The sequence below is a fragment of the Knoellia sp. S7-12 genome (assembly GCF_040518285.1).
Lineage (GTDB): Bacteria > Actinomycetota > Actinomycetes > Actinomycetales > Dermatophilaceae > Knoellia.
The window spans coordinates 1,849,328-1,865,444 of sequence record NZ_CP155449.1 but is presented as its reverse complement, the minus strand read 5'-3'; the positions used below and the strand labels follow the sequence as shown (position 1 = coordinate 1,865,444).

General features: G+C 63.4%; 11 protein-coding genes and 2 rRNA genes. 2 read left to right on the top strand and 11 right to left on the bottom strand.

Features of this window, described 5'->3' with window-relative positions:
* Window positions 1-69 precede the first annotated feature (69 nt).
* From V6K52_RS09000 to tyrS, 3 genes are all read right to left on the bottom strand, one after another.
* Window positions 70-3,195, bottom strand: a 23S ribosomal RNA gene (locus tag V6K52_RS09000).
* A 347-nt stretch (window positions 3,196-3,542) separates the two neighbouring features.
* A 16S ribosomal RNA gene (locus V6K52_RS08995) occupies window positions 3,543-5,064 on the bottom strand.
* The 16S and 23S rRNA genes sit together here, the layout of an rRNA operon.
* Window positions 5,065-5,674: 610 nt before the next feature.
* Complete coding sequence (gene tyrS / locus V6K52_RS08990; RefSeq protein WP_353953523.1) at window positions 5,675-6,934, bottom strand: tyrosine--tRNA ligase; 1,260 nt, start codon at window positions 6,932-6,934, stop codon at window positions 5,675-5,677.
* Window positions 6,935-6,968: 34 nt separating this feature from the next.
* Here tyrS and V6K52_RS08985 point away from each other — a divergent pair, with 34 nt between their 5' ends.
* Entirely contained in the window at window positions 6,969-7,898 is a 930-nt protein-coding gene (locus V6K52_RS08985) for an aminoglycoside phosphotransferase family protein (RefSeq protein ID WP_353953522.1), read from the top strand.
* Between the two features lie 13 nt (window positions 7,899-7,911).
* On the top strand, window positions 7,912-8,928 hold the full coding sequence (locus V6K52_RS08980; RefSeq protein ID WP_353953521.1) for an adenosine deaminase: 1,017 nt from the start codon (window positions 7,912-7,914) through the stop codon (window positions 8,926-8,928).
* Here the strand turns inward: V6K52_RS08980 and V6K52_RS08975 are convergent.
* Genes V6K52_RS08975 through V6K52_RS08940 form a run of 8 tightly spaced genes read right to left on the bottom strand, consistent with a single transcriptional unit; the run spans window position 8,906 to window position 16,115 of the window.
* Complete coding sequence (locus V6K52_RS08975) at window positions 8,906-9,538, bottom strand: DNA-3-methyladenine glycosylase (protein ID WP_353953520.1); 633 nt, start codon at window positions 9,536-9,538, stop codon at window positions 8,906-8,908. The genes V6K52_RS08980 and V6K52_RS08975 overlap by 23 nt on opposite strands.
* The gene (gene argH / locus V6K52_RS08970; RefSeq protein ID WP_353953519.1) at window positions 9,535-11,004 is read right to left on the bottom strand and encodes an argininosuccinate lyase; all 1,470 of its coding nucleotides are present in this window, start codon (window positions 11,002-11,004) and stop codon (window positions 9,535-9,537) included. The genes V6K52_RS08975 and argH overlap by 4 nt, the downstream gene beginning before the upstream one ends.
* Window positions 11,001-11,504: an arginine repressor gene (locus tag V6K52_RS08965; protein WP_353953518.1), complete on the bottom strand. Its 504-nt coding sequence runs from the start codon at window positions 11,502-11,504 to the stop codon at window positions 11,001-11,003. Before V6K52_RS08965 ends, argH begins: the two co-directional genes overlap by 4 nt.
* Window positions 11,501-12,457, bottom strand: a complete 957-nt coding sequence (argF, locus tag V6K52_RS08960) for an ornithine carbamoyltransferase (protein ID WP_353953517.1) — start codon at window positions 12,455-12,457, stop codon at window positions 11,501-11,503. The genes V6K52_RS08965 and argF overlap by 4 nt, the downstream gene beginning before the upstream one ends.
* On the bottom strand, window positions 12,454-13,668 hold the full coding sequence (locus V6K52_RS08955; RefSeq protein ID WP_353953516.1) for an acetylornithine transaminase: 1,215 nt from the start codon (window positions 13,666-13,668) through the stop codon (window positions 12,454-12,456). The genes argF and V6K52_RS08955 overlap by 4 nt, the downstream gene beginning before the upstream one ends.
* Window positions 13,665-14,591: an acetylglutamate kinase gene (gene argB / locus V6K52_RS08950; protein WP_353953515.1), complete on the bottom strand. Its 927-nt coding sequence runs from the start codon at window positions 14,589-14,591 to the stop codon at window positions 13,665-13,667. Before argB ends, V6K52_RS08955 begins: the two co-directional genes overlap by 4 nt.
* The gene (argJ, locus tag V6K52_RS08945) at window positions 14,560-15,711 is read right to left on the bottom strand and encodes a bifunctional glutamate N-acetyltransferase/amino-acid acetyltransferase ArgJ (protein WP_353953514.1); all 1,152 of its coding nucleotides are present in this window, start codon (window positions 15,709-15,711) and stop codon (window positions 14,560-14,562) included. The genes argB and argJ overlap by 32 nt, the downstream gene beginning before the upstream one ends.
* Entirely contained in the window at window positions 15,708-16,115 is a 408-nt protein-coding gene (locus V6K52_RS08940) for an ACT domain-containing protein (protein WP_353953749.1), read from the bottom strand. Before V6K52_RS08940 ends, argJ begins: the two co-directional genes overlap by 4 nt.
* Window positions 16,116-16,117: the final 2 nt, after the last annotated feature.

The window sequence follows — 16,117 nt, the reverse complement described above, 5'->3', positions numbered from 1 at the left end:
GGTGTGTGTGGGGGGTTCCCGACCGTATCTCGGGAACTGCACAGTGGACGCGAACGCAACTTTTTAGTGTGTATCAAGTTATCGGCTTATTAGTACCAGTCAGCTACATGCATTACTGCACTTCCACGTCTGGCCTATCAACCCAGTAGTCTAGCTGGGAGCCTCTCGGAGATTTAACTCCATGGAAATCTCATCTTGAAGCGTGCTTCCCGCTTAGATGCTTTCAGCGGTTATCACTTCCGAACGTAGCTAATCAGCGGTGCTCTTGGCAGAACAACTGACACACCAGAGGTTCGTCCATCCCGGTCCTCTCGTACTAGGGACAGCCCTTCTCAAATTTCCTACGCGCACAGCGGATAGGGACCGAACTGTCTCACGACGTTCTAAACCCAGCTCGCGTACCGCTTTAATGGGCGAACAGCCCAACCCTTGGGAGAGACTCCACCCCCAGGATGCGACGAGCCGACATCGAGGTGCCAAACCATGCCGTCGATATGGACTCTTGGGCAAGATCAGCCTGTTATCCCCGGGGTACCTTTTATCCGTTGAGCGACGCCGCTTCCACAAGCCAGCGCCGGGTCACTAGTTCCGACTTTCGTCCCTGCTCGACCTGCCGGTCTCGCAGTCAAGCTCCCTTGTGCACTTACACTCGAAACCTGATTACCAACCAGGCTGAGGGAACCTTTGAGCGCCTCCGTTACCTTTTAGGAGGCAACCGCCCCAGTTAAACTACCCACCAGGCAATGTCCCTGATCCGGATCACGGACCTAGGTTAGATATCCAGAACGACCAGAGTGGTATTTCAACGTTGACTCCACGAACACTGGCGTGCCCGCTTCAAAGTCTCCCACCTATCCTACACAAGCCGTACCGAACACCAATACCAAGCTATAGTAAAGGTCCCGGGGTCTTTCCGTCCTGCTGCGCGTAACGAGCATCTTTACTCGTAGTGCAATTTCGCCGAGTTCATGGTTGAGACAGTGGAGAAGTCGTTACGCCATTCGTGCAGGTCGGAACTTACCCGACAAGGAATTTCGCTACCTTAGGATGGTTATAGTTACCACCGCCGTTTACTGGGGCTTAAATTCTGAGCTTCGACCCCGAAGGATCTAACCCGTCCTCTTAACCTTCCAGCACCGGGCAGGCGTCAGTCCGTATACATCGTCTTGCGACTTAGCACGGACCTGTGTTTTTAGTAAACAGTCGCTTCTCCCTGGTCTCTGCGGCCGTTTCCCCTAGACAGCAAGTGTCTTCAGGGTCTGGGCCCCCCTTCTCCCGAAGTTACGGGGGTATTTTGCCGAGTTCCTTAACCATGATTCACTCGATCGCCTTGGTATTCTCTACCTAACCACCTGAGTCGGTTTGGGGTACGGGCGGCTCGAACCTCGCTAGAAGATTTTCTTGGCAGCATAGGATCACCCTGCTTCCCGCATTCGCGGTCACTATCAGGTCTCAGGATATGTGTGAGACGGATTTGCCTATCTCACTCCCTACACCCTTGGACGTGGACTACCATCGCCACGCGGAGGCTACCTTCCTGCGTCTCTCCATCGCTTGACTACTACCAGATCGGGTCACGCGCTCCACTTACAAGATCCACCCGAAGGCTTCACAACGCAAGTTTCAGGCGTTTAGCATCAAAAGGTTCGTCATGGGCGGTTCTTCGCCGGTTCCGGAATATCAACCGGATGTCCATCGACTACGCCTGTCGGCCTCGCCTTAGGTCCCGACTTACCCAGGGCAGATTAGCTTGACCCTGGAACCCTTGGTTATTCGGCGGACGGGTTTCTCGCCCGTCATTCGCTACTCATGCCTGCATTCTCACTCGTGTGGCCTCCACGGCTGGTTCACACCGCCGCTTCCCTGGCCACACGACGCTCCCCTACCCATCAACACGCTTGGACCACCAACCCGCAGGTGTGGTGGCCGGGCAATATGTCAATGCCACAGCTTCGGTGGTGTGCTTGAGCCCCGCTACATTGTCGGCGCGGAATCACTTGACCAGTGAGCTATTACGCACTCTTTAAAGGGTGGCTGCTTCTAAGCCAACCTCCTGGTTGTCAATGCAACTCCACATCCTTTTCCACTTAGCACACGCTTTGGGACCTTAGCTGGTGGTCTGGGCTGTTTCCCTCTCGACTACGGAGCTTATCCCCCGCAGTCTCACTGCCACGCTCTCACTTACCGGCATTCGGAGTTTGGCTAACGTCAGTAACCTGTTGAGGCCCATCGGCTATCCAGTAGCTCTACCTCCGGTAAGAAACACGTGACGCTGCACCTAAATGCATTTCGGGGAGAACCAGCTATCACGGAGTTTGATTGGCCTTTCACCCCTACCCACAGCTCATCCCCTCAGTTTTCAACCTAAGTGGGTTCGGTCCTCCACGACGTCTTACCGTCGCTTCAACCTGGCCATGGGTAGATCACTCCGCTTCGGGTCTAGACCCAGCGACTCATTCGCCCTATTCGGACTCGCTTTCGCTACGGCTTCCCCACACGGGTTAACCTCGCCACTGAGCACTAACTCGCAGGCTCATTCTTCAAAAGGCACGCTGTCACCCCACAATGAGGGCTCCAACGGATTGTAGGCACACGGTTTCAGGATCTATTTCACTCCCCTCCCGGGGTACTTTTCACCTTTCCCTCACGGTACTTGTCCGCTATCGGTCACCAGGGAATATTTAGGCTTAGCGGGTGGTCCCGCCAGATTCATACGGGATTTCTCGGGCCCCGTATTACTTGGGATAACTCTCTGGAGTTCACGTCATTTCGTCTACGGGGGTCGCACCCTCTATGCCGGGCCTTTCAATGCCCTTCGACTATAACGCGAATTTTTGACTCCATGCCGGAATGTCAGTCCCAACTGAGAGGTCCCACGACCCCGTACCTGCAACGCCTGACAGCTATCACACAGATACGGTTTAGCCTCATCCGCTTTCTCTCGCCAATACTCACGGAATCGCGGTTGCTTTCTCTTCCTGTGGGTACTGAGATGTTTCACTTCCCCACGTTCCCTCTACCTGCCCTATATATTCAGGCAGGAGTGACTGGACTTGCCTCCAGCCGGGTTTCCCCATTCGGAAATCCACGGATCACAGTCTGGTTATCGACTCCCCGTGGCTTATCGCAGATTCCTACGTCCTTCTTCGGTTCCTGGTGCCAAGGCATCCACCGTGCGCCCTTAAAAACTTGAGCCACAAAGATGCTCGCGTCCACTGTGTAGTTCTCAACATACGGGCGGCCCCCACACCACACTTCACGCCTCCCACACGCCCAAAGGCACATGATGGTTCGTGATGGCAGGGGTCCTGACCGGATACCGGCCTTCAGGAACGAGCTTTCGCCCGAGCCCTCAGGACCCAACAACGTGTCAAACGCCGACTCCCCCCGCCACACTTTCCGTCCCCCACACGAATGAGGAGGTGTACTTGTGTGCCGACAGTAGCGGCGTCAAATAATCGATGTTCCACCCTTGAGCACCTGCTGCACACGCGTTCGGTGGCAGACCAGGCTCTGGACCCTTGCGGGCCAGTGCTCCTTAGAAAGGAGGTGATCCAGCCGCACCTTCCGGTACGGCTACCTTGTTACGACTTAGTCCCAATCGCCAGTCCCACCTTCGACGGCTCCCTCCACAAGGGTTGGGCCACCGGCTTCGGGTGTTACCGACTTTCGTGACTTGACGGGCGGTGTGTACAAGGCCCGGGAACGTATTCACCGCAGCGTTGCTGATCTGCGATTACTAGCGACTCCAACTTCATGGGGTCGAGTTGCAGACCCCAATCCGAACTGAGACCGGTTTTTTGGGATTCGCTCCACCTTGCGGTATCGCAGCCCTTTGTACCGGCCATTGTAGCATGTGTGAAGCCCAAGACATAAGGGGCATGATGATTTGACCTCATCCCCACCTTCCTCCGAGTTGACCCCGGCAGTCTCCTATGAGTCCCCACCATAACGTGCTGGCAACATAGAACGAGGGTTGCGCTCGTTGCGGGACTTAACCCAACATCTCACGACACGAGCTGACGACAACCATGCACCACCTGTATACCGACCTTGCGGGGCACCCATCTCTGAATGTTTCCGGTATATGTCAAGCCTTGGTAAGGTTCTTCGCGTTGCATCGAATTAATCCACATGCTCCGCCGCTTGTGCGGGCCCCCGTCAATTCCTTTGAGTTTTAGCCTTGCGGCCGTACTCCCCAGGCGGGGAACTTAATGCGTTAGCTGCGGCACGGACCTCGTGGAATGAGGCCCACACCTAGTTCCCAACGTTTACGGCATGGACTACCAGGGTATCTAATCCTGTTCGCTCCCCATGCTTTCGCTTCTCAGCGTCAGTAGTGGCCCAGAGACCTGCCTTCGCCATCGGTGTTCCTCCTGATATCTGCGCATTTCACCGCTACACCAGGAATTCCAGTCTCCCCTACCACACTCTAGTCTGCCCGTACCCACTGCAAGTCCGGGGTTGAGCCCCGGATTTTCACAGCAGACGCGACAAACCGCCTACAAGCTCTTTACGCCCAATAATTCCGGACAACGCTCGCACCCTACGTATTACCGCGGCTGCTGGCACGTAGTTAGCCGGTGCTTCTTCTGCAGGTACCGTCACTTTCGCTTCTTCCCTGCTGAAAGAGGTTTACAACCCGAAGGCCGTCATCCCTCACGCGGCGTCGCTGCATCAGGCTTGCGCCCATTGTGCAATATTCCCCACTGCTGCCTCCCGTAGGAGTCTGGGCCGTGTCTCAGTCCCAGTGTGGCCGATCGCCCTCTCAGGCCGGCTACCCGTCATCGCCTTGGTGAGCCATTACCTCACCAACAAGCTGATAGGCCGCGAGTCCATCCCAGACCGAAAAACTTTCCACACCATAACCATGCGGTTTGATGTCATATCCGGTATTAGACGCCGTTTCCAGCGCTTATTCCAGAGTCTGGGGCAGGTTACTCACGTGTTACTCACCCGTTCGCCACTGCTCACCCGGAGCAAGCTCCAAGATCACCGTTCGACTTGCATGTGTTAAGCACGCCGCCAGCGTTCGTCCTGAGCCAGGATCAAACTCTCCGTTGATGTTCACAAACCCAACCCCCAAAAGAGGTTGGATAAAACTGAACCCAATAAAGGGTTGTCTACCCAGCTGAGCAAGAACAACCAGCAAAAAACACTGTTTGATCATTGTCAACCAAAGGATAATCGAAAAAGAACAACCACTCATCACCCACAAAGGCGAATCGCAGCCACCCTCAGACGAGGTTAATTGGCATCGATTTTTGACACGCTGTTGAGTTCTCAAGGATCGGACGCACACCACCACCCAGCCCATCAGGGCCAGACTCAGGGGCAACTCTCCAAACTTACCCGCGGCCACACTTGGGCGTCAAATTCGTGACCCACTCTCAGAGTGACCGAATCCGACGCGACTTGGATCTTCGCGGTGCACCCACACTAGCAACCTCGCGGCCGCTCTTCCAAACCGGCGTTTCCGCCGCTTCGTGCTGTGGGGATCAACCCTGGGACCGGCCTACTTCGTGCGAGGCGAGCCTCACGCGGTGGTGTCCGTTCCTCCCTTTCGGGCTGACGTCGAGAACATTAGATGAACTCCCGGGCAGACACAAATCGGCTCCTCTGACCGACCCACGCGGGCACACGGCATACCCAAATGCCTTGTGCCACAACGGTTCTAGACCTTGCGGGCAGCAGCCATGGACTTGCGCCCTCGGCGAAGGATGGCCACCGACCCGTGGAGGAAGTGCTCATCGGCGAGCGTGAACTCGGGATCGCTGACCTTTTCGCCGTTGACGGACGCTCCCCCGTCCCCGATCGCACGGCGTGCGGCGTTGCGTGAATCGACGAGACCGACAGCCACGAGGGCGTCGGTCATGGTCATCCCCGAAGAGACCTCACCGCCGGGTAGCTCTGCCGTTGCGTCCTCGAGAGTTCTGAGGTCGAGGGCCGCGAGGTCGCCCTTGCCGAACAGTGCTTCGGATGCAGCCTGGACCGACGCCGTGGCATCAGCCCCGTGCACCAGAGTCGTGACGTCGGCTGCGAGCGTGCGCTGGGCCGCCCGACGGAACGGTTCCTCCGTCACCTGACGTTCGAGCTCGACAACCTCGTCCTGGGTGCGGTCGGTGAAGATCCGCACCAGCTTGATGACGGAGGCATCCTCGACGTTGAGCCAGTACTGGTAGAAGGCGTAGGGGCTCGTCATCTCGGCGGACAACCAGACGGCATTGCCCTCGCTCTTGCCGAACTTGTTGCCGGCGGAGTCGGTGACGAGCGGCGTCGTGAGCAGGTGGACCGACTCGCCCTCCACCTTGTGGATGAGGTCCGAACCAGCGGTGAGGTTGCCCCACTGGTCCTGTCCACCGGTCTGCAACGTGCATCCGTGCGCCCGGTAGAGCTCGAGGAAGTCCAGCCCTTGGAGGATCTGATAGCTGAACTCCGTGTAGGAGATGCCCTCGTCCGAGTTGAGGCGCGCCGCCACGGCATCCTTCTTGACCATCTGGTTGACGCGGAAGTGCTTCCCGATGTCGCGCAGGAAGTCCAGCGCCGACAATGGCGCCGTCCAGTCGAGGTTGTTGACCATGATGGCGGCGTTGTCACCCTCGAATTCGAGGAAGGGCTGGACCTGCGTCTGGATCCCGGCCACCCACTCGGCGGTCTGCTCCTTGGTCTTGAGCACCCGCTCGGCACTGGGTCGTGGATCCCCGATGAGGCCCGTCGAACCACCCACGAGACAGATGACCTTGTGGCCCGCTCGCTGGAGGTGGCGCAGGACGATGAGCTGTACGAGGTTGCCGAAGTGCAGGGACGGTGCAGTCGGGTCGAAGCCGCAGTAGGCGGTGATCGGTCCGCCCGTCAATGCGCCACGCAGGGCGTCCTCGTCGGTCGTCTGGGCGACAAGGCCGCGCCACTGCAGTTCAGCAAGGATGTCGTTCACGGGCGTCAGCCTGCCACGGGGAACCCGGTGGACGATGCAGCGCGTCGACGTGTGGGATGGCCGTATGCCGACACTCTTCGAGGGCGAGACCCCCATCGATCTCGACAACGTCCGTGCTCTGGTGGACTCCCAGTGTCAGCAGTGGCGGGGTCTGCCGTTGCGGCCCATGACCACGTCCGGAACCGAGCACACGACCTATCGGCTCGGCGACGACCTCCTCGTGCGCGTCCCCCGCGATGCCGAAGCCGAAGCGGGTCTGCGCAAGGAGATCGACTGGTTGCCTCGGTTGCGGCAGCGCGTCACTCTCGAGATGCCCGTCATCGAGCACGTGGGCCAGCCCACCGATACGTACCCGCACATCTGGACGGTCAACCACTGGGTCACGGGTGAGGACGCCTCGGCACGTGTGCTCTCGGGAGCTGTTCCGAGTTCGTGGGCTGACACCTTGGCTGAGATCGTGGCCTCGTTCCGCGACGTCGACCTCAGCACAGTCACGCCCGAGCACCTACCCCGCGGGCAACGCGGAGGCCAGTTGGCAGAACGAGCCGACCGCCTCGCTGAACGGACCGACCCCGTCTCGGGCCCTCTCGATCCGACATCGATCTCCGGCCTCATCGACGACGCGATTGCCGCGGGAACGCCGGACCCGGGCCCGGTCCTCCTCCACGCCGACCTCATCCCGGGCAACCTGGTCGTACGCGATGGCCAGCTCGTCGGACTCTTGGACTTCGGCACCCTGACGACGGGGTATGCCGCGTGGGACCTCACCCCTGCTTGGTGGGTTCTCGACCGGGCCGGACGCGAACGCTTCCGGCAGGTCCTCGACGTCGACGACGTGTCGTGGTCCTGGGGCCGGGCGTTCGCCGCCATCCAAGGACTCATGGCGGACTGGTTCTATGCTCCCCGCGGCCACGACCTCGCACCCCTTGGCGCCCGCGCCGTCGCCCAGGCACTCGCCGACTGACAGACTTCAGCGCATGGGTGAGCACACGGCATACGCCGAATTCATTGCGGGACTGCCGAAGGCAGAGTTGCACGTCCACCACGTCGGGTCCGCGCGGCCCGAGACGGTGGCTCGGTTGGCTGAGCGACACCCTGATGCCGGTGTGCCACAGGGCATCGAGGCGCTGCGCGACTTCTATACGTTCTCGGACTTCGCGCACTTCATCGACGTCTACCTCGCCGTCGTCGCGCTCCTGCGCACACCCGAGGACATCCACTTGCTCACCTACGAGGTGGCCGAAGGTCTTGCGGCACAGCAGGTTCGCTATGCCGAGCTGACGATGACGCCGTTCACGAGCGTGCGGATGGGGATCTCGATCGAGGCCTACACAGAGGCCATCGAAGACGCTCGCCGCTGCGCCGAGCGCGATCACGGCATCGTTCTTCAGTGGATCTATGACATCCCCGGTGAGGCCGGGATCGCCGCTGCCGACGCGACGCTCGGCTACGCGCTCGACCACGGTCCGCAGTCGCTCATCGGCTTCGGCCTGGGTGGTCCCGAGGTTCCGCGACCCCAGTTCAAGCCGCATTTCGACCGCGCCAGAGCTGCGGGGCTGCGCTCGCTCCCCCACGCCGGAGAGTCGACCGACGCGCAGTCGGTGTGGGACGCGCTCGACGCTCTCGGAGCCGAGCGCATCGGCCACGGCATCCGGTCCATCGACGACCCGCGCCTCATCGAGCGGCTGGTCGCAGAGCGCATCCCGCTCGAGGTCTGCCCGACGTCCAACATCGCGACACGTTGCGTCGAGCGGCTCGAGCATCACCCGATCCGGGCGCTGCGCGATGCCGGTGTCGTCGTCACGATCAACAGCGACGACCCGCCGATGTTCGGGACAACCCTGAACCGTGAGTACGAGATCGCCGCAGACCTGCTCGGCCTCGACGAGCACGGCCTGGGCGAGCTCGCCGTGACCGCGGTCGAGGCAAGCTACGCGCCCGACGACGTGCAGCGTCGGATCCGCGCCGAGGTCAGCGACCACGTCGGCGGATGACGCCGGCACGATAAGCGCTCACGGTTGGTTCCGCGTCGATCCAGAACCGCCACGGGTATGCCGTCCCGTCACCTCCCGGACCACTCACGCCCACGCGTGGTCCAGTGCGCACGAGGGCCCTGTCGACCGGGATGCCCGCGGTCACTGTGAGCTCGATCGGCGGCGGCCCACCCAGCGCCGGTCGGCAGAAGTCGCGATCGGTGTGTGACCCGTCGAGGGCCAGGGTCTTTGCGAGTCGTGCCGGGCCCCGACACCAGTCCCGCTCACGGATGCCAGGACGCCGCGCCTGCGCGATGTCTTGCCCCTCGATGACCTCGCCTGCCCGCACGAGGACGGCCTCAGCGACTCCCGGCTCCCCCGTGACGAGGCAGAGCATCCAGTGCATTCCGTAGGTGAAGTAGACATAGGTGACGCCGGCGGGGCCGAACATCGGCGCCGTACGTGGCGTCGTTCCGCGGAAGGCGTGCGAACCCGGGTCCTGGTCGCCGGCATACGCCTCGGTCTCGGTGATCCTCACGGTGACACCGCCGTGCGAGACGTGAGCGCCGAGGAGGTCGCGCGTCACGTCAAGGACGGGACGCGCGAAGAACTCCCTCGGCAGGCGCGTCACCGGATGGTGGGCTGACTCGCCGCCCAGCCGCGAATGTCGTCACGGTGGGCCATCGCCCGGGTCACCTGCTCGGCCACCCGGACCGGTGCCGTGCCGCCCTTGGCATCGCGCGAGGCGAGCGAGCCCTCGACCGTGAGGACGTCACGCACCGCCGGTGTGAGGTGCTCGGAGATCGACGCCAGGTCGTTGTCCGAGAGGTCCCAGAGCTCGATGCCCCGGCTTTCGCAGACCCGAACGCACTCCCCCGCCACCTCGTGGGCAATCCGAAATGCCACCCCCTCGCGGACAAGCCACTCGGCGATGTCCGTGGCAAGCGAAAAGCCCTGTGGCGCAAGGGATTCAAGGCGCTCCGTGTTGAAGACCATCGTGTCGACCATCCCGCTGAATGCTGGCAGGAGGACCTCGAGGGTGTCGATGGAGTCGAAGACTGGCTCCTTGTCCTCCTGGAGGTCGCGGTTGTAGGCCAGCGGGAGTCCCTTGAGTGTCGTCAGGAGCCCCGTGAGGTTGCCGACAAGACGGCCGGCCTTGCCCCGGGCCAGTTCCGCCACATCGGGGTTCTTCTTCTGCGGCATGATGCTCGACCCAGTGGAGTAGGAGTCGTCAAGGGCGACGAAGCCGAACTCCTTGGTCGCCCAGAGGATGACCTCCTCGGCGATGCGAGACAGGTCCACGGAGATCATCGCGGTGACGAACGCGAACTCGGCGACGACGTCGCGCGCAGCCGTGCCGTCGATGGAGTTCTCGACAGCACCGGTGAAGCCGAGGTCGGCGGCAACCGCTTCGGGGTCCAGCCCCAGTGAGCTGCCGGCCAGGGCGCCAGACCCGTAGGGGCTCAGGCCAGCCCGGGCGTCCCAGTCACGCAGACGTTCGACGTCGCGCAGCAAGGGCCAGGCATGGGCCAGGAGGTGGTGCGCCAGGAGGACCGGCTGCGCGTGCTGGAGGTGGGTGCGTCCAGGCATCGCGACCGTGGGATGACGCTGCGCCTGGGCGATCAGGGCGTCGACGACATCGAGGACCAGACCGGCGACGGTGCGAGCGTGCTCACGCAGGTACATGCGCACGAGCGTCGCCACCTGGTCGTTGCGCGAGCGCCCGGCACGCAGACGACCACCGACGTCAGCGCCTGCACGCTCGATGAGCCCGCGCTCCAGAGCGGTGTGCACGTCCTCGTCGTCCGGGCCAGCGACGAAGGCACCCGACTCGACATCGGTGGCGAGCTGCTCGAGAGCCGCGAGCATCGCGGCGAGGTCGTCGTCGCCGAGAAGTCCCGCTGCGTGGAGAACGCGCGCGTGGGCACGGGACCCGGCGATGTCGTGCAGCGCCAGTCGCCAGTCGAAGTGGGTCGAACGCGACAATTCCGCCAACGCGTCGGCAGGGCCACCGGTGAAGCGACCTCCCCACAGGCTCAACCCGGGCTGACCTGTCGGCCCTGTATGAGGCGTCTCGTTGCCGTGCGTTCTGCTCACGCGTTCTCCTTGCGGGTGTAGGCCATGAGGCGGGCGGCGACCTTGCGCGACGCCGCCGTTCCGGTCGTCATGACCATGATCGTGTCATCCCCGGCGATGGTGCCGACGATGCCGGGGACTGTCGTGTGGTCGATCGCCGAGGCGAGGAAGTTGGCAGCGCCGGGGGGCGTGCGCAGGACGACGAGGTTGGCCGACATGTCTGCCGAGACGAGCAACTCGTGACAACGTTGGGCCAGCCGGTTCGTCGTCTCCTGACCGTCCAGAGCAACGCGGACGGTGCGGTCACCGCCCTCGCCCGGCACGGCATACACGAGGTATTTGCCCACGCGGACCTTCTCGGCACCGACGTCGACGAGATCACGCGAGAGCGTAGCCTGAGTCACCTCGATGTCGTCCTCGAGCAGGACCTCGAGGAGCTCGGTCTGGGACCGGACGGGCTGGGTGGACAGGATCTCGATGATGCGCTGCTGGCGTGCCGTGCGACTGGACGAGACGGTCATCGACGACCCCCTCCCGACTTCTCGACGAGCCACGACAACACGGCCTTCTGGGCGTGCAGCCGGTTCTCGGACTCGTCCCACACGACCGACTGCGGGCCGTCGATCACCGAGGCATCCACCTCGAAGCCGCGGTAGGCGGGCAGGCAATGGAGGAAGATCGCGTCTGGCTTCGCCATGGCCAGGAGCTCGGCGCTGACGGCGTATGACGCGAACGGACTCGCTGATCCCTGGCGGGACTCCTTCTCCTTCTCGAAACCCATGGACACCCACGTGTCGGTTGCGACGGCGTCCGCGCCCGTGACCGCCTCCGCAGGATCCTCGACGATCGTCACCGATCCGCCTCTCTCCGTTGCGATCTCGGTCGCCCGGGCGAGCACGGTCGGGTGCGGCTGGTAGTTGTGAGGTGTGCCGATGCGCACATGGAGCCCGGACATCGCCATGCCGAGGAGGTAGCTGTGGCTCATGTTGTTGGCACCGTCACCCACGTAGGCAAAGGTGAGGCCGGCCAGGGTGCCCTTGTGCTCCTTGATCGTCAGGAGGTCGGCAAGGATCTGGCACGGATGGAACTCGTCGGTGAGCGCATTGATGACGGGCACGCTGGAGTGGGCGGCCATCTCCTCGATGCGTTCCTGGCCGTAGGTCCGCCACACGATCGCCCGCGCTTCACGGGTCAGCACCCGGGCAACATCTGCGATCGATTCGCGCACGCCCACCTGGGCGAGCTTGCCGTCGATGACGAGCGGGAACCCACCGAGGTGGGCGATGGCGCCAGCGAAGGACACCTGGGTCCGCAGGGTCTGCTTGTCAAAGAGGACGGCCACGACCTCGGGACCTTCGAGGCACCTGTCGCTGAACGGCCGAGCCTTGATCGCGGCCGCTCGCTCAAGGATCTCGGCCTGCTCCTCGGGGGTGACGTCGTCGTCACGGAGAAAGTGCCGGACGGTTGCGGTCATGGAGTCGACTCCTTGGCTGTGGTGATGAGCGCGGGCAGCGCAGCGACGAAGAGGTCCATCTCGTCGCGGGTGACGACCAGTGGTGGCACAAGGCGAATTGCATTGGGCGCCACGGGGTTGACGAGGAAACCGGCCTCGCGCGCAGCGGCCACAATGCCCGCAGACAGGTCCGAGCGCAGCATGATCGCTCGCAGGAGGCCGCGGCCGCGCACGCCCTCGATGTCGGGGTGCATCAGGCTCGCGACGGCCTCGGCGAGGTGCTCCCCCATGGCCGTGACGTGGGCCAACAAACCGTCGCTCTCGATCGTGGCAAGGACGCTGAGACCGGCGGCAGCGACGAGCGGGTTGCCACCGAAGGTCGAGCCGTGCTGCCCTGCAGTGAGCAGCCCGGTGACCTCGGGCCCGAACGTCACGAGGGCACCGATGGGCAAACCGCCGCCGAGACCCTTGGCGAGCGTGATGGCGTCCGGGACGATCCCGCTCTCCTGGAAGCCGAACCAGTCACCGGTGCGTCCGATGCCGGTCTGCACCTCGTCGATGATCAGGAGGGCGCCTGACGCTGTGGTGATCTCGCGCGCAGCCTGCAGGTATGCCGGGTCCGCGACGATCGCTCCCGCCTCACCCTGGATGGGTTCGAGGACGACGGCCGCGGTGTCGGCCGTGACCGCGGCACGCAATGCCTCGATGTCGTTGAAGGGGACGTGTGACACGTCGGGAATGAGCGGGGCGAACGGCTCTCTGTAGGCCGCCTTGTGGGTGAGCGCGAGAGCACCAGTCGTGCGTCCGTGGAAAGCCCCCTCCGCAGCGACGATGCCCGTGCGCCCGGTGCGGCGGGACAACTTGATCGCTGCCTCGATGGCCTCGGCCCCGGAGTTCGCGAAGAAGACACCCGAGCCTTCAGGCGCCTCGGCGATCTCGAGGATCCGCTCGGCTAGCTCGACCTGAACGCGGGACGTGTAGAAGTTCGAGATGTGGGCCATCTCGCCGACCTGCTTGGAGACGGCCGCGACGAGCGCGGGGTGGTTGTGCCCCAACGCGTTGACCGCGATCCCTCCGACGAGGTCCAGGTAGCGCTTGCCGTCGACGTCCCACACCCAGGCGCCGTCACCGCGCTCGAGGACGAGCTGCGGAGTGCCGAACACGGTGATGAGCGAGTGGGCATAGCGGTCAAGGACCGCCTGCTGCGGCTCGCTGCTGTCGTGGGTGCTCATGCGTCCTCCTCGATGAGAGTGCCGATGCCGTCCGAGGTGAAGACCTCGAGCAGCAGGGAGTGCGGTTCACGACCGTCGATGACGTGGGCCTGGGGCACTCCTTCCGCGACGGCGCGGATGCAGGCCTCAAGCTTGGGGATCATGCCCGCATCGACGGTCTTGACGAGTTCTCGCGCCTGGCTGAGGGGCAGGGTCGAGAGAAGTGAGGACCGGTCCGGCCACGCGGCATACACGCCTTCGACGTCAGTGAGCACGACGAATTTGCGTGCCCCGAGCGCCACGGCCAGAGCCGCCGCCGCCGTGTCTGCGTTGACGTTGAGCACCTGACCCTCGTGGTCGAGGTCGGGTGCGATGGTCGAGACGACCGGGATCCGCCCGGCGTCGAGCAGATCATCGACCGCTTGGGTGTTGACCGAGACGACGTCGCCGACCATCCCGAGGTCCTCCTCGACACCGTCAACGAAGACGCCTCGGCGTCGAGCACCGAACAGGGCACCGTCCTCGCCGGACAGGCCGACGGCGAGAGGGCCGTGCTGGTTGAGCAGGCCCACGAGCTCTCGACCGACCTGGCCAGTGAGCACCATGCGCACGACGTCCATGACCTCGGGCGTGGTGACACGGAGTCCGCCCTTGAACTCGCTCTCGAGCCCGAGGCGGTCGAGCATGGCCTTGATCTGCGGACCGCCACCGTGGACGACGACAGGGCGCAATCCGGCATAGCGGAGGAACGCGATGTCCTGGGCGAAGGCGAGCTTGAGCTCACTGTCGATCATGGCGTTGCCGCCATACTTGATGACGACGAGGGCCCCACGGAAGCGCTCGAGCCACGGCAGCGCCTCGACGAGTGTGCTCGCCTTGAGCTTGGTCAGAGCGCCGGTCACCGGGGGGTCCTCATGAGCTGTAGGCCGAGTTCTCGTGGACATAGTCGTGGGTGAGGTCGTTGGTCCAGACCGTCGCGGTGGCGTCGCCTGCGTGCAGATCAATCACGACGTGCACTTCGCGCGGCTCGAGGTCGACAAGATCGCGATCGTCCCCGACCGTCGCTGCTCGGCACACCTGGACGCCGTTGATGGCGACGTCGAGTGTCGTCGCATCGAACTGCGCCTGCGTGGTTCCCACGGCCGCGAGGACACGACCCCAGTTGGGGTCCTTCCCGAAGATCGCGGCCTTGAAGAGGTTGCTGCGAGTGACCGACCGCGCGACGTCAACGGCGTCGGACTCCGTTGCTGCAGAGCGCACCTCGACAGCAATGACGTGGCTGGCTCCCTCGGCGTCGTCAATGAGCTGCTTCGCCAAGGCCGCACACACGTCCGTCACAGCCGCCGTGAGTTCTGCCACCTCGACGGTGAGACCGGATGCGCCGGAGGCCATGAGCACGACGGTGTCGTTGGTGGACATGCACCCGTCGGAGTCGACTCGGTCGAAGGTCACCGCGGTCGCAGCCCGCAACGCCTCGTCGAGGCTGGCGGCGTCCGCCGCGGCGTCTGTCGCGATGACGCAGAGCATCGTCGCGAGTCCGGGTGCGAGCATTCCTGCACCTTTGGCCATGCCACCCACAGTCCACCCGTCACCGGTCGCGGTGGCCTCCTTGTGGACGGAGTCGGTGGTCATGATGGCGCGCGCGGCATCGGCTCCGCCGTCAGGCCCAAGCGAGGCCGACGTCAGGCCGACACCGTTCTCGATCTTGTCCATCGGCAGGAATTCACCGATGAGCCCGGTGGAGCAGACGACGACGTCCATGGCGCTGCACGACATCGCCTCGGCGACCAGCTCGGCCGTGCGATGGGTGTCCTGGAACCCCTGGGGTCCGGTGCATGCATTGGCACCCCCCGAGTTGAGGAACACTGCGTCGGCGCGCCCATCGCTCACGACCTGCCGGGACCACGTCACTGGTGCGGCTTCCACCCGGTTCGACGTGAAGACCGCGGCCACGTGGTGGTCGGGACCGTCATTGACGACAAGTGCCACGTCACGCCCTCCGGATGCCTTGAGGCCGGCTGTGCCCCCAGAGGCACGGAAGCCCTGTGCCGCAGTGACGCTCATGATCCGCTCCGCCCCGTGAGCACGGTCGGTGTCACGATGAGCCGGGCCTTGCGCCAGATCTCGCAGGTCCTGGTGATCTCGCCCTCGGGCACGAGGATCCAGTTGGTGTCGTAGGTCGAGAGCGCCAGAACGCTGATGCCTGCGGGGACCAAAGGCGTGAGGATCTCAGCCATGACGCCCACCGCGTCGAAGGCCAACGGTCCGGCGACCTCGACAACGCGGAAGGGTCCCTCGGTCAGCACGCCGTCAGGGACCGCGCTGGCGAGACCCACGATCGACGTCTCCTGCAACGAGCGACTGAGGGACGCGAACGGGCCCGCGGTCCAGTCCCACGTCGGCTCGACACCCGGGTCGAGCCGGGCGATGGCAAGCGACTCAGGATGAGTCATGAGGTGCATTTGCATGG